This is a genomic window from Ferrimonas sediminum (assembly GCF_900100175.1).
Classification (GTDB): Bacteria; Pseudomonadota; Gammaproteobacteria; order Enterobacterales; family Shewanellaceae; genus Ferrimonas; species Ferrimonas sediminum.
This window is the reverse complement of sequence record NZ_FNEM01000002.1, coordinates 393,256-418,815: the sequence shown is the minus strand read 5'-3', so window position 1 is coordinate 418,815 and position 25,560 is coordinate 393,256. Positions and strand designations below refer to the sequence as shown.

Below are 25,560 nucleotides of genomic sequence, written 5' to 3'. Positions count from 1 at the left end.
TGAGCGAATTAATGCACTGGACTTGGGGCGCTAAGTGGGCGGACGGCTTTCTTTCACCGGCGGGTTGCACTAGTTTGGTCACAGTGACAAAAGGAGAGTGTTCTATGCGGGGAATGGGGATGATGAGCCTGTGGCTGTGGTCGGCCATGGTGTCGGCCGTGCAGTTGCCGCCGGGGTTTTCGCTGCAGTTGTTGTCGGATCGAGTGCCCAATGCCCGGCAGATGGCCTGGGGCGCCCAGGGAACCCTGTTTGTGGGCAGCCGCAAGGAGGGCAAGGTCTATGCCCTGCGCGATCTCGATGGCGACGGTGACTACGAAACCCGCGACGTCATTGCCAAAGGCCTGTTTATGCCGTCTGGAGTCGCATTTCGCGACGGGGCGCTGTACGTGGCGGCGGTTAATCGAATTCTGCGCTTCGATGACATCGAGGCCAACCTGCTGGCGCCCGCTTATGAGGTGGCGTTTGACGGCCTGCCCAGTGATTCTCATCATGGCTGGAAGTTCATCCGTTTCGACCCGGCTGGCCGCCTGGTCGTGCCGGTGGGCGCCCCCTGCAACGTTTGTAACCGGGAGCGGCCCTATGCCAGTCTGCTGGCCCTGCATCTGGAGAAGGGGCACTATGAGGTGCTGGCCACCGGTGTGAGGAACAGCGTCGGTTTTGATTTTCATCCCCGCACCGGTGAGCTGTTTTTCTCTGACAATGGCCGGGATCATCTGGGTGACGACTCACCGCCGGATGAGATCAACCGCCTCACGACCCCGGGGGCCCATTTTGGCTTCCCCTTTGTCCATGGCAAAGATGTACCAGATCCGCAGTTTCATACCTCCGATGCCCAACGGGCGGCATTTCAGCCGCCCTGGTTTGAGCTGCAGGCTCACGTTGCCCCCCTGGGTGTGCACTTCTACCGGGGGCGTCAGTTTCCCGCGCCGTACCGGGAGGCGTTGTTCATCGCCGAACACGGCAGCTGGAACCGCAGCAGCAAGGTGGGCTACCGGGTGAGCATGTTGCGAGTGAACGAGCAGGGAGTGCCTCAGTATCAAGTAGTTATTGACGGTTGGCTTGATGGAGAACAACCTTTGGCCCGTCCGGTCGCTTTTCTTGAGCACCCAGACGGTTCGCTTTTGATTTCTGACGATTATAATGGTGCAGTTTACAAATTGACGTACACCGACTCGCCGGCCCACGCGGATAGATAATGACAATGAGTGATGCAACTGAAATGAGCCTGGAAGGCATTGAGCAGCGGCCGCTGCACGCTTTCACCGAAGAGGCCTACCTGAACTACTCCATGTACGTGATCATGGATCGTGCTCTGCCCCACATTGGTGATGGCCTCAAGCCGGTACAGCGGCGAATCATCTATGCCATGAGTGAGCTGGGACTGTCGGCCACCGCCAAATATAAGAAGTCAGCCCGAACCGTGGGCGATGTACTGGGTAAGTACCACCCTCACGGCGACAGCGCCTGCTACGAGGCCATGGTGCTGATGGCCCAACCATTCAGCTACCGCTACCCTTTGGTGGATGGCCAGGGCAACTGGGGTGCCGCCGACGATCCTAAGTCTTTTGCAGCAATGCGTTATACCGAATCCCGTCTGTCTAAGTTTTCCGAAGTGTTGCTGGGTGAACTGGGACAGGGCACCGTCGACTGGGGCGTCAACTTTGACGGCACCATGAAGGAGCCGAAAACCCTGCCGGCGAGACTGCCGCACATTTTGCTCAATGGCATTACCGGCATCGCCGTTGGTATGGCTACCGATATTCCGCCTCACAATGCCCGTGAAGTGGCCAACGCCTGTGCTCACCTGCTGGACAACCCCAGAGCCGATCTGGAACAACTGATGACCTTCGTTAAAGGGCCGGATTATCCGACCCGGGCGGAGATCATTACCCCGCAGGCTGACATCGCCAAGCTGTACGCCACCGGTAAAGGCTCCATCAAGATGCGGGCGGTCTATCGTATTGAGCAGGGCGAGGTGGTGATCACCGAGCTGCCGCATCAGGTGTCCGGCGCCAAGATTCTGGAGCAGATCGCCGCCCAGATGCAGGCCAAGAAGCTGCCGATGGTCACCGATCTCCGTGACGAATCCGATCATGAAAACCCCACCCGCCTGGTGGTGGTGCCCCGCTCTAACCGGGTCGATCTGGAGCAGGTGATGGCCCACCTGTTTGCCACCACGGATCTGGAGAAAAGCTACCGGGTCAATCTGAATATGCTGGGCCTGGACCAGCGCCCGGCGGTCAAGGGGCTGAAAACCATCCTGTCCGAGTGGCTGGAGTACAGGCTGGAGACGGTGCGGCGACGGCTGCAGTTCCGTCTGGATAAGATTCTGGCCCGACTGCACATCCTTGATGGCTTGCTGATTGCATTCCTGAACATCGATGAAGTGATCGCCATCATTCGCAATGAGGATGAGCCCAAGCCGGTGCTGATGGCGCACTTTGGCCTCAGCGAGAAGCAGGCGGAAGCGATTCTGGATCTGAAGCTGCGCCACCTGGCCAAGCTGGAAGAGATGAAGATTCGTGCCGAGCAGGATGAGCTGGCCACCGAGCGCGATAAGCTGCAACTGATTCTGTCCTCCGAGCGACGAATGAAGACGCTGGTGAAAAAAGAGCTGCTGGCGGACGCAGCCACCTACGGCGATGACCGCCGCAGCCCGCTGCAGGAGCGGGGAGAAGCCAAGGCGTTGAGTGAGACCGAACTGATGCCCACCGAAGCGATCACCGTAGTGATGTCGCAGAAAGCCTGGGCTCGACAGGCCAAGGGCCATGAGGTGGATCCGCAGACCCTCAGCTACAAATCCGGAGACGGCTATCTGTCCCATGCCCGTGGTCGTAGCAATCAGCCGGTGATCTTCCTGGAGAGCTCCGGTCGCAGTTACACCACCGACAGCCACACTCTGCCATCGGCGCGCAGTCAGGGCGAACCCCTGTCCGGGCGCTTCAATCTGGTGGCCGGCGAGGTGCTGGAACATACCATGATGGGGGATCCGGAGGCCTTGTACCTGCTGGCCACCGATGCCGGTTACGGCTTTGTCTGTGCGCTGAAGGATATGATCAGCCGTAATAAGGCGGGTAAAGCTTTGCTGACGGTGCCGTCTGGGGCCCGGGTCGTGGCGCCGGCTCTGGTGGCGGATCAGGCCAGCGATCGCCTGCTGGCCATCACTACCGAGGGACGGATGTTGTTGTTCCCTATCGCGCAACTGCCGGTACTGAGCAAGGGTAAGGGCAACAAGATCATCGGCATTCCCACCGAGCGGGTCAAAAACCGCGAAGAGTTCGTCAAGCATCTGATGGTGGTGCCGGCATTGGCCGCGGTCACCTTGTGGGCGGGCAAACGCAAGCTGACCCTGAAGCCGGATGACCTGGCGCACTATCAGGGGGAGCGGGGCCGCCGGGGCAACAAACTGCCCAGGGGACTGCAGCGGGTTGATAACCTGGAGTTGGTTCTGGACTGACAGTGACAAAACGGAACCGTACAGGTTCCGTTTTTTGTTGTGGAATATCTGTGGGATGGAGGTAGCATAAGGGCGCCGTTATTGCTGGCCTTGGGCCAGCCCGTTTCAGACAGGGATATATGAAGTACCTCGACATGGAAACCTGGCCTCGTGCCCAGCAGTTTCGCTTTTTCAATCAATTGGCCCAGCCCTATTTCAGCCTCTGTGCCGACGTGGACATCACCACCCTGCATCAACTGGGGCAGTCCCGGCAGGTATCGGTATACCACGCCATCAGCCACGCCATTATGACGGTGGCCAATGAGTTACCCTGGATGCGTTGGCGCATTCGGGGCCAGCAGGTGCTGGAGCACCCCAGGGTCAACGCCGGTCTCACGTCGTTGGGTGAGGACCAGCAGGTGCGCTTTACCCGGGTGGCGTTCAGCGAGGATTTTCCGACATTCTCCCGGGCCATGACCGAGCAGTCGCTGAGCTCGCAGCGGCGACCAGAGCTGTTTTCAGACCAGGATGACAGTGATGATGACGCCATCTTTATGTCCTGCCTGCCCTGGGTACGTTTTACCCAGATGACCAACCCCATGCCCCTGAGTCCGGCGGACTCGGTGCCGCGGATCACCTGGGGTCGATACGACATCCAGCCCAAAAAAGTGGTGTTGCCGCTGGCATTCCAGGTTCACCACGCCATTGCCGACGGCTTGCATGCAGGCCAGTTTTATCAGCAATTACAGCAACGTCTCGATGATTGCCAAAACTGGGTTTAAAATTTGAGCGCACAGTTGTAACGAATTCGTTGTTTCGGCGAGGGGAGTTGCCTATACTGGGCGCCCCTGATTTGAGGAGAAAGATTCGCCGATGTTGCTGCTGTTGCGTTCATTGACTTTATCGGTGTTGCTGGTGCTGGTGTCCCTGATGGGGATGCTGTTGTGCCTGCTGCGCCCGTTTCACCGGAATAATGTCCACTACACTGCCAAGGTGTTTTCCAGTGTCGCGCCGGTGCTGGGCATCAAGGTGATCCACCGGGGCCACCAGACCGGCAGTGACGAGCCGGTGGTGTACGTCAGTAATCACCAGAATAACTTCGACCTGTTTACTCATACCGGCTCGGTGCCTCCGGGAACCGTGTCCATGGGTAAGAAGAGCCTGAAGTGGATTCCGTTTTTCGGCCAGCTGTACTGGCTGACCGGCAACATTCTTATCGATCGCGCCAATCGCTCCAAGGCGGTGAGAACCCTGCAACAGGCCGCGGAGAAGATCACCGCTAAATCCCTGTCAGTATGGATTTTCCCGGAAGGTACCCGCTCACGTGGCCGGGGTCTGCTGCCGTTTAAAACCGGAGCGTTTCATACCGCCATTCAGGCGGGAGTCCCGATTGTGCCTGTGGTGGCCTCCAATCAGCAGGGGATTCACCTGAACCAGAAAAATAACGGGGTGGTGATTGTTGAGACTCTGGAGCCGATCCCTACCAAGGGCTATGGCCGCGAGCACGTCCGCGAGCTGGCTGAAGAGGTGTATCAGCGGATGCAGCAGCGTCTCAATGAACTGAACCAGGAAGCGTTGAGCCTGACTGGAGCTAAGGCGACGCCAGCCTGATATAATTGCCTAAACTTGTTTATTAGTGGAGATGGCGATGACCATTGAAGAGTTGGTTCAGGAGCAGTTGCAAGAGAATCAGGATATTGTCGAGGCACTGCTGGAAGACGGCTCCAACCCCGATGCCGACTACACCATCGAGCATCATTTTTCCGGTGCCAATTTTGACAAACTGGAGAAGGCGGCGGTGGATGCCTTTAAGGCCGGTTTTGAGGTGGATGACGCCGAAGAACTGGAGCTGGATGACGGCGCCACCGTGTTTGCCTTTGACGCCATTATTGAGCACAAGCTCGATATTGAACGCCTGAACAGCGATGCCAAGACTCTGATTGAGCTTGCCGAAAAGCACGGTGTTCAATATGACGGCTGGGGAACCTACTTTGTAGAGTAATTATTCAGGTGTTACTCTAAGGCGCTGGTGAAGGCGCTTGCGTTTAAGCGCCAGGGAGGGCGAATGAACAAAGGGTTTACGTTAATCGAATTGGTGGTGGTGCTCCTCCTCCTTGCCATTACGGCGGTTGTCGCCGCTCCGCGCTTTATTGACCTCAGTTCCGAATCTGAAACGGCGGTGTTCGAGACCACCTTTGCCGCCTTTCACCAGGCCGTCAACCAGAGCCACCTGTGCTGGCGCCTTCGTGGTGGCGACAGAGAGCAGGAAAATCTGCGTTGCTCCGATGATGCCCAGTACAATAGTGTTGATTACAACGCTCAGGGCTTTCCTGTGGGAAGCCTGGAGGGGGGCGGCACCAAATCGGTGGGTAATGAACACGACTGCCTGCTGTTGTGGGACACCATCCTCGATACCGAACAAGGGGTCTGGAGTGCCTCCGACAGCCGCTCACCGGCCGTATCCAAAGAGTTGGCCACCTATCGGTCCGAATACACCGGCAGCCAGAGTTGCCGCTACACCCTGTTGTCCGACACCAGCCTAAGATTTCATTACAACAGCCTTTCTGGAGAGGTGCTGCGTTTATAGCTATAGTGAGTGGCTCAACACCTGACTGTTGAGAGGCTGGGGAATGGCAGAATATCCATCCGGCGTTGAACGCCGCAGCATACACCGACGTCAGACCGTGGACCGTCGTCAGTACATTCGCTGGGAACCCGGTAAGGCGGAGCGGCGACACGGTAGCGGTCGTCGTCGGGAAGACGGGCCCTTCAGCCCGCCCAATCAGTGAGCGTCCAACGACTCGCTGTACAGAATGCAGCGGTTGCGGCCACTGCGCTTGGCTTCATACAGTGCCTTATCGGCGGCGCTGAACCACTGCTTATCGTCACTGAGCCCCGGATCGAACAGGGCATAGCCGATGCTGACAGTAAAGCGGGCCACGCCACTCTCGGTGCTGACCTCCTGTGCCTCCATGGTACTTCGAATCCGCTCGGCCAACAGTGCCGCCTGCTCGGTGTCGGTTTCCGGCAGCAGCAGGGTAAACTCTTCGCCGCCATAACGGGCGGCAATGTCACTTTTTCTGAGTAGCTTACGCAGCTGCTGGCCGACCTGGGCCAGGACGGTATCGCCGGCGCTGTGCCCCAGTGTATCGTTGATGGACTTGAAGTGATCGATGTCCAGTACCATCAGGGTGGCAGGGTGGTGGTATCGACGGCTGCGCTCAAACTCTTTGTCCAGGTGCTCCTGCCACAGGCGGCGGTTGGCCAGCCCGGTGAGGGTGTCGATCTGACTCATTCTTGCCAAAGCCATGCGGTGATTGGCCTCGACGGTCACGTCATAGACCAGAAGTGCTACGTGGTTGACCTCTCCCAGGCGGTTACTCAGCGGCTGAATGGTGAGGTTTTGATACATGTAGGGGCTCTGCCCTGTGACCGGCCTGGAGTTGGGGAACTCAAAGATAAACGGGCGTTGCTCCCAGGTGGTAAAGGCCCGGTTATTCAGCAGAAAGGCGGTCTCCAGTTTTCCGGTCAGCCAGCGTTCCGGCAGTTCGGCAAAGAGATCAAAGATGCGTTTGCCTCGTAGTTGAGATGCGCGTTTTCCACTGTGATTCTCCATGAAGCTGTTCCACAGGTGAACCCGGCAATCCCGGTCGAGCACCACCAGACCCACCTCAATGGTTTGCACCAGTTGGGTCAACAGGTGCAGGGCATCCAGTTCGGGGTTGGGGCTGATTTTATTGGGCATGATGGTGGGCTCAGACGATGTCTTTTAGCTGAACTTGCAACAGTTGCCAGCTTGGTTGGGGTAGCAGCAGCAGCAGATCGCAATTGAGTTTGTGCTGTTCCTGACGGTAACTGATTTCGATGGCGTACACTTCGCCGGACAAGCGGGTGTCTTCGCTTGAGTGGCGCCAAATCAACGGCGGACTCTGACTGAAGGCCACATTGAGCTGCTCGGACAAGCTGTTGAGGAAGGCGCCAAACAGCAGGTTGGCGGCGTCCATCAGTACCTCCTCCTGCTGGTCAATGCTGCAGCCCTGGAAGCCAAACAGTTGGCCCAGATCGGTTTCATTGATGTCATGGAACAGCAGCAGCGCCTCGCCGGCGATGCCTGCACCGATGAAGCCTTGGGACAGAATCTGGGTGTCGTTGTCCTGACGGGCCCCGGTCAGCATCATCTCCAGGTCACTGGCCTTCCAGTGGGACACCTTGGGCACCGGCAGGTGCACAAAGTCGTCAATCACCTTGGCAAGCAGAGAGGCGGTGCGTCCCATGGCGACGTTGCAGATCTCACGCAGGGCATCCTCCAGGCTGACGTTGGGGGTGTTTATCCAGACTGGGGGACAGTCATCTTGCAGCTGATAGCGGGCCAGGGCTCTGGCCAGATCCGAGGCGCTGAGCGGTTTCTTGAGGAAGTCGAGCGCCCCGAGATCTTTAACTCTTTGCAGCGCCTGGGCTTGGATATCGGCGGAAACCACGATAGTCTGAGGCTTGGAGGTCTGACCAGATAGCTTTTCCAACACCTGGTAGCCGTCAATTCCCGGCATATTCAGATCGAGAAACAGCAACTGATATTCAGATTGGCTCAGCATTTCCAGCGCCCGCTCGCCACTTTCGGCGAACGCGATGTCGCTGCAGAGGCCAGATGGCAAGGTCCTAGCCAGTTGCTTTCTGGCCAGTGCTGAGTCATCGCATATTAGAACCTTGATAGTGGTGCCTCCGTGCCCTAGGGTCAAAAGACCTTCTTATTCAGTGGTATTAGTGAACATTCTATTGAATTAATTCGAGAATGTCATGATCCTGACGGTGATGAATTTCTGACGGCAAAGGAGTGGTCATGTCGGAAAAAGTAAAATTGGCAGTAAAAGAAGGCGTTGCCTGGGTGGCATTGAACCGCCCGGATAAATGTAATGCGTTGGATTACGAGCTGTTCAAAGCCTTAGTATCCGTGCAAAAACAGTTGCTTCGACGTCGTGACGTTCGAGTGGTTATTTTGTTCGGCGAAGGGCGGGACTTTTGCTCGGGCATCGATATTAAGTCGTTGTTTAATTCCCCCTCATCGGCAATGAAATTGCTGTTTAAAGTGTTTCCCTGGCGGGCCAACCTGGCCCAGAGAGTCAATACCGGCTGGCGTGACCTGCCGGTACCGGTGATTGCCGCCATCGACGGTCGCTGCTGGGGCGGCGGCATGCAGATCGCCCTGGGGGCCGATTTCCGAATTGCCGCTCCCGATGCCAGCCTGGCGGTGATGGAGGGGCGGTGGGGGCTGATTCCCGATATGGGGGGCACGCTGGCACTGAGGGAGCAGTTGCCCCAGGATCAGGCTCTGATGCTGTCGATGATGGCCGAGCCGGTGGATGCCCAGCGGGCGCTGGAGCTGAATCTGGTCACGGAAGTCGCGGAGCAGCCCAAGCTGCGGGCCGAGATATTGGCGCAGGCGCTGATAGAGCGTTCACCCAATGCACTGGCTGAGGTGAAGCGTCTATATCGGCGACAAGGCTTTGCCTCTAACGGTCGAATTTTGATTGGCGAAACCTGGGGCCAGATTAAAATGATGCTGTCTAAAAACCAGCGCATTGCGGTGGCCAAACAGAAGGGCAAAGAGCGAGATTATTTACCCAGATAGTGAATGATGGATATAAAAAAACGCCCAGCAAATGCAGGGCGTTTTTATTTCTTTTGATGACCGAATCCCTATTCGTCCAGGAAGCTTTTCAGGATCTCTGAACGGGAAGGGTGGCGCAGTTTACGCAGCGCTTTGGCTTCGATCTGACGAATCCGTTCCCGGGTTACATCAAACTGTTTGCCTACCTCTTCCAGGGTGTGGTCGGTATTCATGTCGATACCGAAACGCATTCGAAGTACCTTGGCTTCACGGGCGGTCAAGCCCTCCAGCACCTCATTGGTGGCCACTTTCAGGCTTTCACTGGTGGCGGCATCAATGGGCTGGGCCAGGGTGGTATCCTCGATAAAATCACCCAGGTGGGAGTCTTCATCGTCGCCGATGGGAGTCTCCATGGAGATCGGCTCTTTGGCGATCTTCAGTACCTTACGGATCTTATCTTCCGGCATCATCATCCGTTCCGCCAGCTCTTCCGGGGTGGCTTCACGACCCATCTCCTGCAGCATCTGACGGGAGATGCGGTTCAGTTTGTTGATGGTTTCGATCATGTGTACCGGAATCCGGATGGTCCGGGCCTGATCCGCAATGGAGCGGGTAATGGCCTGACGGATCCACCAGGTGGCGTAGGTGGAGAATTTGTAACCGCGACGGTATTCGAACTTGTCCACCGCCTTCATCAGGCCGATGTTACCTTCCTGAATCAGATCCAGGAACTGCAGTCCCCGGTTGGTGTATTTTTTGGCGATGGAGATCACCAGACGCAGGTTGGCTTCCACCATCTCTTTCTTGGCGCGACGAGCCTTGGCTTCACCAATGGACATGCGACGGTTGATGTCTTTGATGCGGCCGATGGTCAGACGGGTTTCCTGCTCCACCAGCTTCAGCTTGCCCATGCAGCGGTTCAGCTCTTCCTGCACCAGCGCCAGCGCCGGGCTGTAGCTCTTGCCGGCGTCACACTCGGTGGTCAGCCAGGCCGGATCGGTCTCGCTGCCGGCGAATGCCTTCATGAAGTTCTTTTTCGGCATCTTGGCTTGTTCGACACACAGCTTCATGATCAGACGTTCCTGAACACGAACCCGGTCCATCATGGTGCGCATGTTGCCGACCAGATGATCAAACTGCTTGGGAACCAGACGGAACTGCTTGAACAGCTCCGACAGACGGGTCACGATCATCGCCACTTCCAGAGAGTCGTGGCCGTGTTCGGCGATCGCCTGCTGGGCCAGCTCGTAGTGGCGGCGCAGTTCGGCGAATTTCTCACGGGCTTCCTCGGGATCCGGGCCGGACGGGGTGTCGTCGTCGTCGTCGTCATCCTCGTCGTCTTCGTCATCCAGCTCCTCTTTGGACAACTCGGAACCCACGTGAGTGGCGGTCGGGGCCACGTTCGCTTCGTCTTCATCGTCGGAGATAAAGCCTGAGATGATCTCCGCCAGGCGGATTTCATCGGCTTCGTATCGGTCCCATTGATCCAGCAGGAACGAGATGGCTTCCGGATATTCGGCAACGGAACATTGAACCTGGTTAATGCCATCTTCAATGCGCTTGGCGATCAGGATTTCACCTTCACGGGTCAGCAGTTCCACGGTGCCCATTTCACGCATGTACATGCGGACCGGGTCGGTGGTACGGCCAAGCTCGCCTTCGACGCTGGCCAGCGCCTGGGCAGCCGCTTCGGCGGCATCTTCGTCCGTTGCGTCTTCCGACATCATCAAGGTGTCACCGTCAGGTGCGGTCTCGAAGACCTTGATGCCCATGTCGTTAATCATCTGGATAATATCTTCGATCTGATCGGAATCGATCATATCCGCCGGCAGGTGATCGTTCACCTCGGCGTAGGTCAGGTAGCCCTGCTCTTTGCCTTTTGCTACCAGAAGCTTAAGTTGTGACTGCGGAGTTTGATCCATAGATATCATCCACTTACGGTTGTGAATACGGGTATTTGGCGATTGACGCGCAAATAGCCAATTATAGCTTTTTGCATGTTCAATCGCTAGCCTTTCGGGACCCTTTCAGCCCCTGTAATAACAGATTCATCTCTTGCAACTGCCTAAGCTCCTCGGTGGTTATCGAACCATCACGCGCTTTACGCTGCAGTTGCTCTGACATCTGTTCAAAAAATCGTTGATTCAACCACAATAAACAATCGGTAAACTCTTGTTCGAAAAGAGATTCATCTTCAATCTCCAGCTTCCAGCCCAGGAGTTTACTCAGGGCGCCATATTCCGGGCGCCCGCGGAACCGTTCCATCAGTTGCCCTGTGGTCAAAGGCTCTGGACGGCACAGCTCCAACATCTCCCTCAGCAGTGGTAGACCGGCCAGTTCCAGGTGAGCTAACTCCTCCTGGGCTGGCAGTTGATAACCCAGCTGAGGGTGTTGTTGCAACAAGGCGATGGCCCGGCGAACCGGTGTCCCTCTGCCTTGCACTCCCTTAGGTTGAGACACCGCAGGAGTGGATTGGGTTCGAAGGGAGCGGGCTCCCCAGCCCAGAGAGCGTTCCAGCTGTGAGAACAGACTCTCTTTCAGCAGCCCCTCCGGGATTTGATTCAGCAGTGGCACCATGTTGGTGGCCAGCTTGGACTTGCCCTCCTGACTGGAGAGATCCGCCTGTTTCAACATGGTGGTGAACAGGTAGTCCGATAACGGTGTGGCGTCGTCAACCAGGGCTTCAAAGGCCTGCTGCCCCTGCTGGCGCACCAGGCTATCCGGGTCTTCGCCGTCAGGCAGAAACATGAACTTCAGCTGCACGCCGTCGCGCAGGTGTGGCAATGCGGTTTCCATGGCGCGCCAGGCGGCTTCCCGGCCGGCGTTATCGCCGTCATAGCAACAGATGATCTGGCTGCTGGTGCGCAGCAGCAACTGCATCTGATCCGAGGTGGTCGAGGTGCCCAGGGACGCCACCGCGTAGGGGATGCCGTGCTGGGCCAGGGCCACCACATCCATGTAGCCTTCCACCACCAGAATCCGCTGAGGATTGCGTTGGTGTTGCTTCAGTTCATACAGGCCGTACAGCTCCCGCCCCTTATGAAAGATCGGGGTTTCCGGCGAGTTCAGGTATTTCGGGGTGCCGTCACCCAGTACCCGGCCGCCAAAGGCCACCACCCGGCCGCGACGGTCGCGGATGGGGAACATCAGCCGATCGCGGAAACGGTCGTAACTGCGACCGCCGCCCTCTTTGGCGATCAGCATGCCACATTCGGTCAGGGTCGCCAGACCGCTGGGGTTGTGCTTGTGTTGCGATTGCAGGTTGTCCCAGCCATCGGGGGCAAAGCCGATGCCGAAGCGTTTGACGGTGTCGCCGTCCAGCCCGCGCTGCTTGATGTAATCAATGACGGCTTGGCGGCTGGGGTGTTTTCTCAACTGCAATTGAAAGAATTTGGCTGCCCAGTCCATCAATTCGTAATGGCTGGTCAGTTTGGGGGCCTGGGCCGCATTGCTGCGATGACTGCCTTGCTCCCGGGGAATTTCCATACCCATCATTGCCGCCAGATCTTCGATGGCGTCAACGAACTCCAAACGGTCGTATTCCATCACAAAGTCCAGGGCGTTGCCGTGGGCGCCACAGCCGAAACAGTGATAGAACTGCTTATCCTGACTGACGGTGAAGGAGGGGGATTTTTCGTTATGGAATGGGCAACAGGCGCTGTGGTTTTTGCCTGATTTCTTTAATTTTACGCGTGCGTCGATCAGGTCGACGATGTCGACTCGGGCCAGTAGCTGGTCAATGAAATCTCTTGGGATACGGCCTGCCACTTACTTCAGAGTCTCCTGAAAGCGATCGAATAGAGACGAACAAGCCGTGCAGGGCACGGCTTGTTTCACGCGAAGGCAAGCTGACTTAGCCCAGACGCGCCTTAATGAGACCACTTAAGGCCCCCATGTCGGCACGACCCTGAACCTGAGGCTTCAACAGCCCCATCACCTTGCCCATGTCTTGCATTGAGCTGGCGCCGGAATCAGCCATTGCCTTTTCAATCAGAGCGGCCAGTTCGTCGTCGGTCAGCGGTTGTGGCAGGAACTCCTGCAGTACCACGACTTCGGCGGCTTCCACGTCGGCCAGATCCTGGCGATTGGCAGCTTCATACTGGCTGATGGAATCGCGACGCTGCTTAACCATTTTGGTCAGCACAGCGACAGCTTCGTCGTCAGACAGTGTTTTCTGGCCATCAACTTCCAGCTGCTTAATGGCAGCCAGAGCGAGACGAATGGCTCCCAGGCGCGCCTTGTTTTTGGCACGCATGGCAGCTTTTTGCTCTTCTTTTAAACGCTCAATTACAGACATAGTCGTCTCTACTTAGTACAGACGAGTACGGCGTGCATTCTCACGAGACAGCTTCTTAGCGTGACGCTTGGAAGCGGCAGCTTTAGCACGCTTACGTGCAGTGGTAGGCTTCTCGTAGTGCTCGCGACGACGTACTTCAGACAGGATACCTGCCTTTTCACAAGAACGCTTGAAGCGACGTAGGGCTACGTCAAACGGTTCGTTTTCACGTACTTTAATTACTGGCATCTGCCACTCACCTCAATAAATGGGGTTAACGCTGGTCATCTTTTGACCAGCAGAACTTCAAAATGGTGCGAAATTCTACTCTGAACAAGGCGGGCTTGTAAAGGGCAGTCATGTCGATAACTGACCCAATAGTGACCCTCACCCTTGGGTTGACCCGAGGGCGATAACGCAAACTGCTCTGAATCAAGCAATTTATCTGTAATTTCATCGCCTTGTCGGGCCCGCCAGTGAGGCGGAACCGACTCCGGTTACTGTCCGGCGGAATGCCGGGTTGGTATCCGGCGCTGAGCACAGGTAGAATTGCGTCCTTCAAATTTTAGCAAGAGAGTCTAGCATGCGACTGTTGGGAATCGAAACTTCCTGTGATGAAACCGGCATTGCCATCTACGATGATGAGCAGGGATTGCTGTCCCATGCCCTCTACAGCCAGGTTAAGCTGCATGCGGATTACGGCGGCGTGGTGCCTGAGTTGGCGTCCCGGGACCACGTCCGCAAGATCATTCCGCTGATCAAGCAGGCGATGGCCGATGCCGATACCACCGCAGAACAACTCGATGGCATCGCCTATACCGCCGGCCCCGGCCTGGTCGGCGCGTTGTTGGTGGGAGCCTGTGTTGGCCGCAGTCTGGCGTTCGCCTGGGACAAGCCGGCGGTGGCGGTGCATCACATGGAGGGGCACTTGCTGGCACCGATGCTGGAGGAGGTGCCGCCGCCATTCCCGTTTGTGGCACTGCTGGTGTCAGGTGGCCATACCATGCTGGTGCAGGTGGACGGCATCGGTCAGTACCAGATGCTGGGCGAGTCCATCGACGATGCCGCCGGTGAAGCCTTCGATAAGACCGCCAAGCTGATGGGGCTGGATTACCCGGGAGGCCCGCTGCTGTCCAGGCTGGCTCAACAGGGCCACAGTGGCCGTTTCACCTTTCCCCGTCCCATGTGCGATCGGCCGGGACTGGATTTCAGCTTCTCCGGCCTGAAAACCTTCGCGGCCAATACCATTGCCGCCGAAGACGACAGCGAGCAGACCCGGGCAGACATCGCCCGTGCCTTTGAAGATGCGGTGGTGGGCACTCTGGCGATTAAATGTCGTCGTGCGCTGAAGCAGACCGGCCTGAACCGGCTGGTGGTGGCCGGAGGCGTCAGTGCCAACCGTCACCTGAGAGCGGAACTGAAAGTGATGATGGACAAGCTCAATGGCGAGGTGTTTTATCCTCGCAATGAGTTCTGTACCGATAACGGCGCGATGATCGCTTATGCCGGCTTACAGCGCTTGAAAGCGGGGGAAACGCAGCCCCTGGCGGTCAAAGGGCAGCCGCGTTGGCCGTTGGACAGCCTGGAGAAGCCGGGAAGCTGAGTCAGGGGTGTCCGTCGCGGTTGCGCTTGATGCGTTCGGACACTTTCGGCTCCTTGCCTTGCCACAAACGCACCAGATTGTCCTGGTGACGCCAGATGATCAGCAGGCACAGCAAGGCCACCGACAGGGTGTATTGGGGCTTGATCAGGTAGGTGTACAGCGGCGCCAGCATCGAGGTCAGCACCGCGCCCAATGAGGCGTATTGGGTGATAAAGACGATCACCAGCCAGGTGGCGATGATCAGTAAGCCCATCCAATCGCTGATGGGCGCCAGCGCCCCCAATGCCGTGGCAACCCCTTTGCCGCCCTTGAAACCAAAAAATACCGGGTAGATGTGCCCCAGGCAGGCGGCGATGCCGATGAAGGCCAGCGACAGCGGATCGATGCCCAGATGGTAGCCGGTCCAGACCGGGATAGTGCCTTTGAGGACGTCGAACAGCAGTACCATTACCGCCGCCGCTTTGCCCCCCAGGCGTAGGACATTGGTGGCCCCGGGGTTATTGGAGCCATGGTAGCGGGGATCCGGTAACCCTTTCAGTTTGCACACCAAAACCGCACTGGAAATCGATCCCAGTAGGTAGGCCAGTACAATCATCAATGGGACCATAGGGTATGGGTTTCCTTCGCAACCTAAATTTTGGCGCTGATGCCGATACAGCCGGATTGGGTTTGCTGACAGGCGCTGAAAGCGATTATTATCCTGCGCAAACCTAAAACAGACAGAGCGTTAGGGTATCTAACCTTTGATGGGAGTACCAGCCTTGCAAGCAGATACGGTGTTTATTCAGCAGTTGAAATGTGAGTCGGTGATCGGCGTTTTTGACTGGGAAAAGCAGATTCGTCAGGCCCTGTATCTCGATCTGGAGATGAGCTGGGACATCCAGCCGGCGGCCAGCAGCGACGATTACCGTCAGGCACTGTGTTACGACACGGTGTCCAAGGCGGTGGTGGAGCTGGTCGAAGGGGCCCCCCATGAGCTGATTGAAACGGTGGCGGAAAAGGTCGCGGAGCTGATCCGCAGCCGCTTCTCCGTCAACTGGGTCCAGGTGACGGTACATAAGCCGGGGGCGGTGGCCAACACCACCACCCTGGGGGTACGCATCGCTCGCGGTCACCGGGCGGGTTGATGGCGCGCATCTTCATCAGTGTCGGCGGCAATATTGACCCGCACCATGCCCTGCCGCCCGCCCTGGACGATCTGCAGCGTCAGTTCGGACCGCTGCAGCTGAGCCGGGTGTTCGAAAGCGAAGCGGTCGGCTTTACCGGTGACAACTTTCTGAACTTTGTGGTGGCCTGCGATTCGAATGGATCCGTGGCCGACACCGTTGCCCGGCTGAAAGCCATCGAGCTGGCTCACGGCCGGCCGCTGAACGCCAGGAAGTTTTCCAGTCGCAGCGTCGATCTCGATCTGCTGCTGTATGACGATCTGTGTTGTCAGCAGCCTGTGGTGTTGCCCAGACCCGAGATTCACTACAACGCCTTCGTGCTATGGCCTCTGTCGGAGTTGGCCCCGACCATGAAATTGCCAGGGAGTGGTGCAAGCCTGTCACAGCTGTGGCAGAAATTCGATAAGACTACACAGAAGCTGTGGCCGGTGTCCTTGCACTGGCCGTGTGCGGGAGAACAACAGTAAATGGACCTGATTCAAGCCTTCTGGCTGGCGCTGATTCAAGGCGTCACCGAGTTTTTGCCGATCTCCAGTTCGGCGCATCTGATTCTGCCTTCCCAGGTGCTGGGGTGGCCGGATCAGGGGCTGGCCTTTGACGCCATCATCAACCTGGGAACCTGGGCGGCGGTGGTGATCTACTTTCGCGATGACGTCAGCAAGTTGCTGATGGCCTGGTTTCGCTCGCTGGCCGGTCAGCACTGTGAATACAGTCGTCTGGCCTGGTTGATCATTCTGGGTACCATTCCCGTCGGCCTGGCGGGCATCCTGTTTAACGATTTTATCTCCACCGAACTGCGCGCCTCCTGGGTACTGGCCTCCACCACTTTGGTGTTCGGTTTGCTGCTGTGGTGGGCCGACAGTAAGCCGAGCGAGAAGCGGGAGATTGCCGATATCACCTGGCAGATCGTGCTGGTGATTGGCCTGGCCCAGGCGTTGGCCCTGATCCCCGGCACCTCCCGCTCTGGTGCCACCATTACCGCAGCGCTGTTCCTGGGGCTCAGCCGGATGGCCGCGGCCCGGTTCTCGTTCCTGCTGGCCATTCCTGTGGGCGCTCTCGCCGGGGGTTATGAGGCGCTGGGACTGGTCAGCAACCCGGAGCCGGTGGACTGGACCTCTCTCAGTGCCGCGCTGGTGGTGGCCTTTATCTCTGCCTACCTGTGCATCCATTTCTTTCTGAAGATCATCAGCCGCATGGGTATGTTGCCGTTTGTGATCTACCGGTTGGCGCTGGCTGGAGTGCTGTTTGCCTTCTTTGTCTGAAGCCAGCTAACAAAAAAAACGGCCTTAACGGCCGTTTTTTTTGCTGGTTTTCAGGCGTAAAGGCTGCCCGCTCTTTCGAATCAGAACTGGTAATCCAGTTTGACCCACAGGTTACGGCCGGGTTCGTTGACCTGCAGCGTGCGCTCCTGCGGCGGAAGCAGGTCGTTGCCGGCGCCCGATTTACTGACGTGCTCGGCGTAGGTTTTGTCGAACAGGTTGTCGATGCCCATGCTGACGGCGACCGCGGCAGTGGGTTTCCAGGCGCCGTTCAGTGACAGCACACCAAAGCCGGCCGTCTCGCCCAGATCCTGGCCGACGATGTTGCCCTGGCCTACGGTGACCCGATCCTGGGCGGCCACCAGTCGCCACAGGGCACCGAAACTCCAGGAGTCACTGTCGTAGTTCAGGGCCAGTTTGCCCTCCAGAGGGGAGACCTGGCCCAGAGGGGTGTCATCGGTGTCGTTGTCGCCGTGGCTGTAGGCCAGGGTGGTGACCCAGCTCCAGCGCTCGGCAAACCGGTAGGTGAGTCCCGCCTCGCCGCCCCATAGGGTAGCGTCGATATTGCGGGCGTTGGGCATGGTCTGGGTGTCGATGAGGATGTAGTCCTGGATGTCGGCGTAGAACAGCGACAGGGACAGCTCTACCGCACCCTGATGGATCCAGCCGATGTCCAGCTGGTTGGTGGTTTCCGGATCCAGGGTTAGCCGTGTGCCGGCTTTCATCACCTCCCAGTAGTCGGGCAGGCGCTCGGCGTGGCCGGCGCCGGCATACCACTGGTGGCTACCGCGTTCATATTCGTAACGGGCAAAGCCGCTGAACAGGTTGTCATCCCGGTCGTTGTCTTTGCCCGGACCGGCCCAGTTGCCGCTGAGGCGGGTACGCCAGCGATCGTATCGCAGGCCGGTAAACAGGGTGCCCTGGCCCCAGGCGACATCGGATTCGATAAACAGCCCCAGGTTTTGTTTGTTGAAGACCTCCTCGAAGGCGGCGCTTTCCAGTTCGTCCAGACTCTTGCCCGCGCGCGTCTCCTGGGTGCTGTCGAGCAGATCCAGGCCGATGGTGGCCCCCCAGTTGACGCTGGGCATCAGCTCCAGCCACAGGTGGCCACCGTAGTTGGTGCGCTTGGGGTTCATGCCCATGGGCAGGTTGTCCGGATCGGTGATCGGGCGATCGAACTGGTCCATGATGTGGTCATTTTCATTGCCGTACACCAGCCACTCTACGCCCTGAATCCAACCCCAGTCGAGGGTGGTCCTGGCCAACAGGGTCAGATTTTCATTGTCGATCTGGCGGGCTTTGTTGGCGCGATCGGCGTATTCGGCACTGCCCTGGGAGTAGCCGTAGCCCAGCTCCACCACGGTATCCTCGTCCGGCGTCCAGCCCACGGCGGTATGCACACTCTGGCGGTCATACTCCGATTGCATGGTGGTGCCGTCGCCATCTTTGAAGTCGTCGCTCTGGGAGCCGTTGATGTCGAGGCTCCAGTAGTGCTCCGTGGTGCCGGCGGTGAGCTCCATCAGGTAGTCTTTGCGATCAAAACTGCCGGCGGTGAGGCTGGCCCGGCCTTCGGTGCCCGCTTCGGCCAGGCCGTAATGGGTGCGCTCGAACAGCACGGTTCCGGCACTGCCAACCGGGCCGTATTTGACGGTTTGTGGGCCCTTGATGACGGTGACCTGCTCATAGGTTTCCGGCGAGATGTAGTTGGTGGGGGGATCCATGCGGCCGCCGCAGGTGCCGCCGACCTGCTGGCCGTCGTTGACCACATTGATGCGCGAGCCCCCCAGTCCACGAAGGCTGATGTCGCCGCCGGAGCCGCCCTTACGGGTAACGGCAAAGCCGGGAATGGTGCGCAGAAAGCCTGAGCCGTCGAACGCCGGCAGAGGCTGCCTGGGCTGCTTGGGATCGGTGACGATGGTCAGAGGGGTCTGCATGGGTTCGGCGGTGATCACCATCCGTTCGTCGCAGCGTTGGTGGTCACACTGGCCATCATCTTGAGTATCAGTGTGGTCGGCCAGGGTGGGCCAGGACAGCAGGCCGGCGACCGCAACGGCACTGGGTAACAAGGCAAATTTCATCTCTCTTCCTGAGCATTAAAGCTAGTGGTGTTTGGATGACGGGCATTATTTTGCCTCAGCCCCAGGGCGGCAATCGCGCCGGGGCAAACTGCGACAATCGGTCGCAGTTGCCTGTTTTAATAGGGAATTATCCACTGGTTTTGAGGAATTTTTTTACTTTTTATGTATTCTGAATGAGAGCACTGACCGTGGTTCACGCCAGCGCCTGGCGGCAATGTTCCAGCAGCCTGGCAAAGGGCACCTGGGTCTGGGCGCCAAATCCGGCCAGGGAGCGGGCCCGCAGTTTGCTGAGCCAGGGGGTGGGGATGCCGGCCAGAAAGCGGCAGGCCAGCTCGGCGGTCAGCGGCGTCTGATACCGTCCCTCCACCGCCTCGGCCAGTGGCCTCAGCCACTGTTGGTATTGAGTCATGGGCACTTCGTTGGCCACCTCGGTTACTGGCAGGGTCGCCGCCTGACCGCGACAGGCCGAGCAGTGGCCGCACTGTTGCGGTGCGTCCGGGTCACCGAAGTACTGCGCTAAAGCCCGACTCAGGCAGTGGGGCTCCTGCAGCAGCGTCAGCATCTGGGCGATGCGGTCGATTTCACTCTGCTGCTTGTCGAGAAACTGCTGGTGCAACTGCTGCACCAGTGGCGGCAATGGCGGCAGCGGCTGAGTCACTCGGTAGACTTCGGTCATCTGTTTGCTTTGCAGTTCCAGCAGTTGCTGATCCGCCAGGTACTCCAGGGCCACCATGGCGCGGTTGCGATCGGAGCCATAGCTTTGGTGGAGGGCGTCGAAGTCCGGTTGGTACCAGGTTCGGGCCTTGTTGGAGTGGGTCAGCAGCGCCTGCAAAAACTGGCGTCGTTCACCATCGAAGCGGTTCAACAGTGTGGCTTCATCGGCCAGCAGCTTGAATTTGACCTCGGCAAAATAGCTGTACTGGGGCTGCACTATGCCGGCCATCTCCAGATACACCAACAGGGTGCGTAGCGGTAGCGCCCGCACGTTGCTGTCGTTGGCCAGGGCGGTGGCCAGCAGTTCCCACTGAGGCCCGGCGGCGGCAATCTGATTCACCACCTCCTGAATGCCGGCCAGCTCCGGGGTGTCGCCGTAGACAAAGTTCTCCAGCACCGAGCGGTTGGCGGTGTTGGCCATCAGCAGGCACTCGGAACGGGCGCCGTCGCGGCCGGCGCGGCCGATCTCCTGCGAGTAATTCTCGATGGACTTGGGCAGATCGAAGTGTACCACCTGCCGAATGTCGGCCTTGTCGACGCCCATGCCAAAGGCGATGGTGGCGACGATGGTGTTGCAACTTCCCGCCATGAAACTTCGTTGCAGCGACTGGCGTTGCTGATGATCCATGCCGGCGTGGTAGGCACGTGCGGGCACCCCGTGCTGCGACAGGTAGCGGGCCAGATCATCGGCGCTGCCCTGCTGGGTGACATAGACAATGGTTGGCTGCCCCTGCCTGGGGAGCAGGTATTCCAGCAGGTAGGCTTGGCGCTCGGCCGGTGCCAGCGCCACCACATTCAGGTCCAGGTTGGGGCGGTAAAAGCCGGTGGTCACGATCTGTTGCGGCGGAATCTCAAACCGGGCCGCCATGTCCTCTATCACCCTGGGGGTGGCGGTAGCGGTGAGCAGCAGTACCTGGGGGATCTTCAGCCAGCGGCGGTAGTCCGGCAGCTTCAGGTAGTCCGGGCGGAAGTTGTGGCCCCACTCCGAGATGCAGTGCGCCTCATCCACCACCAGCAGTGACAGCGGAACCTGGCTGATGAAACGGCGAAAGCGCTCGTTTTTGAGTCGCTCCACCGAGATCATCAGAATCTTGATCTCCCCCTGGCGCACCTGCTGCATCACCTGCTGGGCCTGGTCATAACTCTGGCTGGAGTCGATGCTGGCGGCAGCGATGCCCTTGGATCGCAGGAAAGCCAATTGGTCCTGCATCAGCGCCAGCAGGGGCGAGATCACCAGGGTCAGGTGCGGCAACGCCAGTGCCGGCAGTTGATAGCACAGGGACTTGCCGGAGCCGGTAGGGAAAATAGCGGCGCTGCTTTGCCCGCTGAGCAGGTGACCGATGACCGTTTCCTGGCCAGGGCGAAACTGGGTGAAACCGAAGTGCTGCTGCAACAGAGAGTGGGGCATAACAGGGATCCAGGTAAGGGAGGCTGATCTCAGTATATGGCCCCGGGGCGTGGTGGCGACGGGGATGACATCAGGATCAGCAAAGTCGGGAATCATAACAGGTCGATGGCGCACAAGGCAGCCACCGGCCCGTGGCTCACTCCGCGCGGACTTTATAGCGGCTCAGGGCCTCGATGCGCTGGCGGGCCAGTTCGGTTTTGATGGCCGGGCCTTTGAAGCCAGCCTCGACAATGGGGCGCACCTGAACCTGGTTGGCCACCGCCAGAGCCTGGCTCAGATAGTCCGCCTGAGGGTAGGGGCGTTGCTCAAACCCTTGTCGTCCCTGGGAATCGGCCTGGCAAACCAGCAGCAGATCCGCGAACCGCTTCGGTTTACGCCAGGCATCGACCCGGTCAAACAGTTTTAGCAGGGTCTGGGGTTTCAGCGCCTCGGCCCGGTGGACATTGAGGTGCTGCACGCAGGCAATCTCCGCCAGTTCGGCGCAGGCGTTGGGTACCTTGAGGCGCTGGCACAGCGCCGACAGCGGTTGTCGTCCCAGTTGCTCGTGGCGAATGTGCTGGGGCCACTGCTCGCTGGGGGTCAGCGCCTTGCCCAGATCATGCACCAGGGCGGCAAAGCGGATGTTCAGTGACGGTGACAGCGCTGCCGCCCGGGTCACGGTCAGCAGCGTATGCTCCAGGCTGTCGATCTCCGGGTGGTGGGCTGCTGGCTGGGGCACGCCGTCAAGGGCAGCCAGCTCCGGCATCAGTACCTTCAGGGCGCCGCAGGCGTGCAACACCTCGAAATAGACTCTGGGGGTGGGGCCGCACAGGGCTCGCTCGGTTTCACTCCAGACCCGTTCCGGCGTAAGGTGCGCCAACTCGCCGGAGTCGGCCAGCTGCCGCATCAGCGCCAGGGTGTCGTCGGCCACGGTAAAGCCCAGGCTGTGGAAGCGGGCGGCAAAACGGGCCACCCGCAGCACCCGCAGCGGGTCTTCGACGAAGGCGTCGGAGACGTGGCGCAGCAGACGTTTTTCCAGGTCCCGCTGGCCACCGTAGGGGTCGGTGAGGCTGCCATCCTGTGCCTGGGCAATGGCATTGATGGTCAGATCCCGGCGCAACAGATCCGCTTCCAGGGTGACGGTCGGATCGGCGCACACTTCGAAGCCGGTGTAGCCATGGCCGGCTTTTCGCTCGGTGCGAGCCAGGGCGTACTCCTGATGGCTGTCCGGGTGCAGGAAGACCGGAAAGCTTTTGCCCACCTGCTGAAACCCCTGTGCCAGCATCTGCGCCGGGGTGGCGCCCACCACCACATGATCCCGGTCTTTGATCTCCAGACCCAGTAATTGATCCCGGACGGCTCCGCCCACTAAGTAAATTTGCACCGGTTGCTCCCAATAGTATTAGCTCGGTCATTATATGACTTCCGGGCTTTGACAAGCCAGAAGCCAGGTCGTACCTTGGGGCAAATTCGTTCGAGAGCGCACACCTGCTATGTATAAGGGATTTTACGGGCTAACGGAAAGCCCGTTCTCCATCGCCCCCAACCCGGCGTTTCTGTTTCTCAGCGGCCGTCACCGAGAAGCCTTGGCCCACCTGACCTATGGTCTCGGTGAGCACGGCGGCTTTGTGCTGCTAACCGGTGAGGTCGGAACCGGTAAAACCACGGTTTCGCGCAGTCTGCTGGGCCAGTTGCCGGACAATACCGATACCGCCTTCATTCTGAATCCGGCTCTGACCGAACTGGAGCTGCTGGCCACCCTGTGTGATGAACTGAAAATCGGCTACGATCCCAACCCGACACTGAAGCAGTTGACCGATAAGATCAGTGCTTTCCTGCTGGCCAATCATCAGGCCGGCCGCAATACGGTGATGATCATCGATGAGGCTCAGCACCTGAAACCCGAGGTACTGGAGCAGTTGCGGTTGCTGACCAACCTCGAAACCGACACTCGAAAACTGTTGCAGGTGATCCTGATCGGCCAGCCTGAGCTGCAGGAGCTGTTGCAGCGACGGGAGCTGCGTCAGTTGGCCCAGCGGATTACCGCCCGTTATCACCTGTTGCCCCTGACCCGGGAAGAGGTCGCCTTCTATGTGCAGCATCGGCTGCAGGTGGCGGGGCGGCCCCAGCCGCTGTTTAAGCCCGGGGCCATTCGTGCCCTGCATCAATACAGTGGCGGTGTGCCCCGGGTGATCAACCTGTTGTGTGAGCGGGCGTTGATGGGGGGCTTTGCCCACCAGAAGATCCACCTCGGACGACGTGAAGTGGAGGCCGCCGCAGCGGAGGTGCTGGGGATCAAGGCCAAGGCTCGCGGTCGCTGGCCCTGGCTGGCGGCCACCGCGGTGTCGGCTCTGGCCAGTGCCGCGGTGGTGTACGCCCTGACGCCCCGACCCGAACCGATGGTGGTGCACCAGCCAGCTGACGCGGTCGAGCCTGCGCCGGATCTGGCGCGCTTCCAACAGGATCTGCAGGCCTATCAGGCGCTGTTCCATCACTGGCAGATGCCGGTGCCGGCCAACGCGCCCTGCGATTATGCCCGAACCCAGAGGCTGGCTTGTCTGACGGGCGTCAGCAGCTGGCAGCAGCTGTTTAAGATGGACTACCCGGCGGTGGTCGGCTTGCGTGATGACGATGGCTCACCCTATTACGGCGCGTTGCTGGGTCGGAACTCGCAGCAGTTAACCCTGCAGTTTGGCGACCAATGGGTGGAAGTGTCCCAGGAGTGGTTTATTCGTCATTTTGATGGCCATTACACCCTGCTGTGGCAGGCATCCGGCTCGCTGCCACGCCTTATCAGCCAGGGCAGTCCTGAAGGTCAGGTGCAATGGTTGGAAAACAGTCTGAGCCGGCTGCAGCAGCGCCAGGCCCGGATTGTTGATCACTACGATGATGGAATCCGGCAGGCAGTGGAGCGTTTTCAGCGCCTCTATGGCCTGGATGTGGACGGAGTGGCCGGGCGGCAGACTCTGGAGTTGATCAGCGTGCTGGGGAATTCCCATGGCCCGCGTCTGAGTGATGGAGGCCAGGGCTAATGTCGTATTTATTGGATGCAGTGGGTCGGGAAAAGCAGCAGCAAGGCCAGCTTGATGCCACCGTGGCGGTGCCCCTGGCCCCGAAGTCGTCCCTGCCCTGGCACTTTGCCTGGCCTGTGGCGGGGGCCCTGGTCGGCGCGACGGCGATGTATGCCGCCCTTGCCCTGCAGCCGGCGCCTCAGGCCGAGGCCCCCACTGCGGTGGTTACGGCGGAGGTGGTGCGGGTCAAACAGCTGGTCATGCCGATCCCGGTGGCTTTCGAAGTGGCACCGGAGCCAGAACCTGAGTCAGAGCCGATGCAGTATCTGTACAAACCTGAGCAGCAGGTTATGACTGCTGAGCCCGGCCAGCAGGCAGTTAAGGCCAGCAACGAGGTTGTCGCTTCGGCTCAGCCAGAGGTCACGTCTTCAACGTCGGTAGAGGCCAGCGAACCGGCTAATGCCAAGTTGCTGGCGGCGTTTGAGCGGGCTGTGGCCGATCTGGATTTGGCTGAGCCGGCTTCGGAGCCGGCTCAGCAGGCAGTTGACGCTGAGGCGGATGATTCGGCGCTCAGCGCCGAAGCCCTGATGGCGCCGAAAGCCGCCGAAACGGCAAGCCAGGGCTCGGTCGACGCTCCCAAGCTGGGCACTCTGCCCTGGGCGTTTCAGAAGGGGCTGCCAGACATCAACATCACCGCCCACGTGTACTCTTCCGATGCCGACAACCGCTGGCTGAGGGCCAATGGTCGTGAGCTGCAGGAGGGGGATGCGGTGGCCCCGGGGGTGACGCTGAAAGAGATTCGCCCCAATGAGGTAATTCTGGAGAAAGAGGGTCAGGCGTTCAGCGTTCCGGCATTGGGGCAACTCTAATCTTCAGGGTGACATCGAAGGAGCCTACGGGCTCCTTTTTGTTTTTCCGGCCAGGAAAAAAATAGAAGATAAATATCGTTGCCACAGCAGCTTATCCAATTGCTACGAGTATAATGGTCGCCATGACTCAAAGGCCATGGCGGCGCGACTGATGGG

At 59.0% G+C, this 25,560-nt stretch carries 24 protein-coding genes; 14 read left to right on the top strand and 10 right to left on the bottom strand.

The annotated features are described in order from the left end of the window. Positions 1 to 119 precede the first annotated feature (119 nt). From BLT77_RS04155 to BLT77_RS20175, 7 genes are all read left to right on the top strand, one after another. Complete coding sequence (locus tag BLT77_RS04155; protein WP_245709862.1) at positions 120 to 1,196, top strand: PQQ-dependent sugar dehydrogenase; 1,077 nt, start codon at positions 120 to 122, stop codon at positions 1,194 to 1,196. Between the two features lie 5 nt (positions 1,197 to 1,201). Next, positions 1,202 to 3,457, top strand: a complete 2,256-nt coding sequence (gene parC, locus BLT77_RS04150) for a DNA topoisomerase IV subunit A (RefSeq protein ID WP_090362514.1) — start codon at positions 1,202 to 1,204, stop codon at positions 3,455 to 3,457. 119 nt (positions 3,458 to 3,576) lie between these two features. Further along, a complete protein-coding gene (locus tag BLT77_RS04145; protein WP_090362512.1) occupies positions 3,577 to 4,218 on the top strand; it encodes a CatA-like O-acetyltransferase in 642 nt (213 codons plus the stop codon). Positions 4,219 to 4,309: 91 nt separating this feature from the next. Beyond that, on the top strand, positions 4,310 to 5,047 hold the full coding sequence (locus BLT77_RS04140) for a 1-acylglycerol-3-phosphate O-acyltransferase (RefSeq protein WP_090362510.1): 738 nt from the start codon (positions 4,310 to 4,312) through the stop codon (positions 5,045 to 5,047). Between the two features lie 37 nt (positions 5,048 to 5,084). Then, a complete protein-coding gene (gene rraB / locus BLT77_RS04135) occupies positions 5,085 to 5,438 on the top strand; it encodes a ribonuclease E inhibitor RraB (protein ID WP_035416282.1) in 354 nt (117 codons plus the stop codon). Positions 5,439 to 5,501: 63 nt separating this feature from the next. Beyond that, the gene (locus BLT77_RS04130; RefSeq protein ID WP_090362508.1) at positions 5,502 to 6,023 is read left to right on the top strand and encodes a prepilin-type N-terminal cleavage/methylation domain-containing protein; all 522 of its coding nucleotides are present in this window, start codon (positions 5,502 to 5,504) and stop codon (positions 6,021 to 6,023) included. A 43-nt stretch (positions 6,024 to 6,066) separates the two neighbouring features. Continuing rightward, complete coding sequence (locus tag BLT77_RS20175) at positions 6,067 to 6,225, top strand: hypothetical protein (protein WP_176819174.1); 159 nt, start codon at positions 6,067 to 6,069, stop codon at positions 6,223 to 6,225. Here BLT77_RS20175 and BLT77_RS04125 read toward each other — a convergent pair. Further along, the gene (locus BLT77_RS04125; protein ID WP_090362506.1) at positions 6,219 to 7,181 is read right to left on the bottom strand and encodes a GGDEF domain-containing protein; all 963 of its coding nucleotides are present in this window, start codon (positions 7,179 to 7,181) and stop codon (positions 6,219 to 6,221) included. The genes BLT77_RS20175 and BLT77_RS04125 overlap by 7 nt on opposite strands. A gap of 10 nt (positions 7,182 to 7,191) precedes the next feature. Continuing rightward, the gene (locus BLT77_RS04120; RefSeq protein ID WP_090362503.1) at positions 7,192 to 8,172 is read right to left on the bottom strand and encodes a response regulator; all 981 of its coding nucleotides are present in this window, start codon (positions 8,170 to 8,172) and stop codon (positions 7,192 to 7,194) included. Between the two features lie 101 nt (positions 8,173 to 8,273). On the opposite strand from BLT77_RS04120, the gene BLT77_RS04115 reads away from it, so the two are divergent. Next, a complete protein-coding gene (locus BLT77_RS04115) occupies positions 8,274 to 9,062 on the top strand; it encodes a crotonase/enoyl-CoA hydratase family protein (protein ID WP_090362501.1) in 789 nt (262 codons plus the stop codon). 68 nt (positions 9,063 to 9,130) lie between these two features. On the opposite strand, the gene rpoD is transcribed toward BLT77_RS04115, so the two are convergent. The 4 genes from rpoD to rpsU all read right to left on the bottom strand — a co-directional run bounded on the left by rpoD (position 9,131) and on the right by rpsU (position 13,566). Next, positions 9,131 to 10,963 carry an RNA polymerase sigma factor RpoD gene (gene rpoD / locus BLT77_RS04110; RefSeq protein ID WP_245709860.1) on the bottom strand — a complete coding sequence of 611 codons (1,833 nt, stop codon included), beginning with the start codon at positions 10,961 to 10,963 and terminating at the stop codon, positions 9,131 to 9,133. 79 nt (positions 10,964 to 11,042) lie between these two features. Beyond that, the gene (gene dnaG / locus BLT77_RS04105; protein ID WP_090362497.1) at positions 11,043 to 12,809 is read right to left on the bottom strand and encodes a DNA primase; all 1,767 of its coding nucleotides are present in this window, start codon (positions 12,807 to 12,809) and stop codon (positions 11,043 to 11,045) included. A gap of 85 nt (positions 12,810 to 12,894) precedes the next feature. Beyond that, complete coding sequence (locus BLT77_RS04100; protein WP_090362495.1) at positions 12,895 to 13,338, bottom strand: GatB/YqeY domain-containing protein; 444 nt, start codon at positions 13,336 to 13,338, stop codon at positions 12,895 to 12,897. A 12-nt stretch (positions 13,339 to 13,350) separates the two neighbouring features. After that, entirely contained in the window at positions 13,351 to 13,566 is a 216-nt protein-coding gene (gene rpsU / locus BLT77_RS04095) for a 30S ribosomal protein S21 (protein WP_084144540.1), read from the bottom strand. Positions 13,567 to 13,900: 334 nt separating this feature from the next. Between rpsU and tsaD the strand changes: the two genes are divergently transcribed. Continuing rightward, positions 13,901 to 14,920 (top strand): tRNA (adenosine(37)-N6)-threonylcarbamoyltransferase complex transferase subunit TsaD, encoded by a 1,020-nt coding sequence (gene tsaD, locus BLT77_RS04090; RefSeq protein ID WP_090362493.1) that lies wholly within the window; start codon positions 13,901 to 13,903, stop codon positions 14,918 to 14,920. Position 14,921: 1 nt separating this feature from the next. On the opposite strand, the gene plsY is transcribed toward tsaD, so the two are convergent. Further along, complete coding sequence (gene plsY, locus BLT77_RS04085) at positions 14,922 to 15,527, bottom strand: glycerol-3-phosphate 1-O-acyltransferase PlsY (protein WP_090362489.1); 606 nt, start codon at positions 15,525 to 15,527, stop codon at positions 14,922 to 14,924. A gap of 154 nt (positions 15,528 to 15,681) precedes the next feature. On the opposite strand from plsY, the gene folB reads away from it, so the two are divergent. From folB to BLT77_RS04070, 3 genes are read left to right on the top strand one after another with little or no spacing between them, the layout of a single operon-like run. Then, complete coding sequence (gene folB / locus BLT77_RS04080; protein WP_245709859.1) at positions 15,682 to 16,047, top strand: dihydroneopterin aldolase; 366 nt, start codon at positions 15,682 to 15,684, stop codon at positions 16,045 to 16,047. Next, positions 16,047 to 16,553 (top strand): 2-amino-4-hydroxy-6-hydroxymethyldihydropteridine diphosphokinase, encoded by a 507-nt coding sequence (gene folK / locus BLT77_RS04075; protein WP_090362484.1) that lies wholly within the window; start codon positions 16,047 to 16,049, stop codon positions 16,551 to 16,553. Before folB ends, folK begins: the two co-directional genes overlap by 1 nt. After that, complete coding sequence (locus BLT77_RS04070) at positions 16,554 to 17,348, top strand: undecaprenyl-diphosphate phosphatase (RefSeq protein WP_090362480.1); 795 nt, start codon at positions 16,554 to 16,556, stop codon at positions 17,346 to 17,348. It abuts the gene before it with no gap. Between the two features lie 80 nt (positions 17,349 to 17,428). Here the strand turns inward: BLT77_RS04070 and BLT77_RS04065 are convergent, their stop codons facing one another. From BLT77_RS04065 to BLT77_RS04055, 3 genes are all read right to left on the bottom strand, one after another. Beyond that, on the bottom strand, positions 17,429 to 19,423 hold the full coding sequence (locus BLT77_RS04065; RefSeq protein ID WP_090362477.1) for a TonB-dependent copper receptor: 1,995 nt from the start codon (positions 19,421 to 19,423) through the stop codon (positions 17,429 to 17,431). Between the two features lie 193 nt (positions 19,424 to 19,616). Then, positions 19,617 to 21,545 carry a RecQ family ATP-dependent DNA helicase gene (locus BLT77_RS04060; protein WP_090362472.1) on the bottom strand — a complete coding sequence of 643 codons (1,929 nt, stop codon included), beginning with the start codon at positions 21,543 to 21,545 and terminating at the stop codon, positions 19,617 to 19,619. A gap of 136 nt (positions 21,546 to 21,681) precedes the next feature. Then, positions 21,682 to 22,908: a multifunctional CCA addition/repair protein gene (locus BLT77_RS04055; protein WP_090362469.1), complete on the bottom strand. Its 1,227-nt coding sequence runs from the start codon at positions 22,906 to 22,908 to the stop codon at positions 21,682 to 21,684. Between the two features lie 109 nt (positions 22,909 to 23,017). Between BLT77_RS04055 and BLT77_RS04050 the strand changes: the two genes are divergently transcribed. After that, entirely contained in the window at positions 23,018 to 24,556 is a 1,539-nt protein-coding gene (locus BLT77_RS04050) for an ExeA family protein (protein WP_090362467.1), read from the top strand. Beyond that, positions 24,556 to 25,404, top strand: a complete 849-nt coding sequence (locus tag BLT77_RS04045) for a general secretion pathway protein GspB (RefSeq protein WP_090362464.1) — start codon at positions 24,556 to 24,558, stop codon at positions 25,402 to 25,404. Before BLT77_RS04050 ends, BLT77_RS04045 begins: the two co-directional genes overlap by 1 nt. Positions 25,405 to 25,560 lie beyond the last annotated feature (156 nt).

Excerpts from the sequence above, each read along its gene's own strand:
- BLT77_RS04130 (WP_090362508.1), top strand. The coding sequence starts at position 5,502 with ATGAACAAAGGGTTTACGTTAATCGAATTGGTGGTGGTGCTCCTCCTC.
- BLT77_RS04050 (WP_090362467.1), top strand. The coding sequence starts at position 23,018 with ATGTATAAGGGATTTTACGGGCTAACGGAAAGCCCGTTCTCCATCGCC.
- BLT77_RS04060 (WP_090362472.1), bottom strand. The coding sequence starts at position 21,545 with ATGCCCCACTCTCTGTTGCAGCAGCACTTCGGTTTCACCCAGTTTCGC.
- BLT77_RS04145 (WP_090362512.1), top strand. The coding sequence starts at position 3,577 with ATGAAGTACCTCGACATGGAAACCTGGCCTCGTGCCCAGCAGTTTCGC.
- plsY (WP_090362489.1), bottom strand. The coding sequence starts at position 15,527 with ATGGTCCCATTGATGATTGTACTGGCCTACCTACTGGGATCGATTTCC.
- rpsU (WP_084144540.1), bottom strand. The coding sequence starts at position 13,566 with ATGCCAGTAATTAAAGTACGTGAAAACGAACCGTTTGACGTAGCCCTA.
- BLT77_RS20175 (WP_176819174.1), top strand. The coding sequence starts at position 6,067 with ATGGCAGAATATCCATCCGGCGTTGAACGCCGCAGCATACACCGACGT.
- BLT77_RS04155 (WP_245709862.1), top strand. The coding sequence starts at position 120 with ATGATGAGCCTGTGGCTGTGGTCGGCCATGGTGTCGGCCGTGCAGTTG.
- BLT77_RS04140 (WP_090362510.1), top strand. The coding sequence starts at position 4,310 with ATGTTGCTGCTGTTGCGTTCATTGACTTTATCGGTGTTGCTGGTGCTG.
- BLT77_RS04045 (WP_090362464.1), top strand. The coding sequence starts at position 24,556 with ATGTCGTATTTATTGGATGCAGTGGGTCGGGAAAAGCAGCAGCAAGGC.
- parC (WP_090362514.1), top strand. The coding sequence starts at position 1,202 with ATGAGTGATGCAACTGAAATGAGCCTGGAAGGCATTGAGCAGCGGCCG.
- rraB (WP_035416282.1), top strand. The coding sequence starts at position 5,085 with ATGACCATTGAAGAGTTGGTTCAGGAGCAGTTGCAAGAGAATCAGGAT.
- BLT77_RS04070 (WP_090362480.1), top strand. The coding sequence starts at position 16,554 with ATGGACCTGATTCAAGCCTTCTGGCTGGCGCTGATTCAAGGCGTCACC.
- BLT77_RS04065 (WP_090362477.1), bottom strand. The coding sequence starts at position 19,423 with ATGAAATTTGCCTTGTTACCCAGTGCCGTTGCGGTCGCCGGCCTGCTG.
- folK (WP_090362484.1), top strand. The coding sequence starts at position 16,047 with ATGGCGCGCATCTTCATCAGTGTCGGCGGCAATATTGACCCGCACCAT.
- BLT77_RS04115 (WP_090362501.1), top strand. The coding sequence starts at position 8,274 with ATGTCGGAAAAAGTAAAATTGGCAGTAAAAGAAGGCGTTGCCTGGGTG.
- BLT77_RS04125 (WP_090362506.1), bottom strand. The coding sequence starts at position 7,181 with ATGCCCAATAAAATCAGCCCCAACCCCGAACTGGATGCCCTGCACCTG.
- rpoD (WP_245709860.1), bottom strand. The coding sequence starts at position 10,963 with ATGGATCAAACTCCGCAGTCACAACTTAAGCTTCTGGTAGCAAAAGGC.
- BLT77_RS04100 (WP_090362495.1), bottom strand. The coding sequence starts at position 13,338 with ATGTCTGTAATTGAGCGTTTAAAAGAAGAGCAAAAAGCTGCCATGCGT.
- tsaD (WP_090362493.1), top strand. The coding sequence starts at position 13,901 with ATGCGACTGTTGGGAATCGAAACTTCCTGTGATGAAACCGGCATTGCC.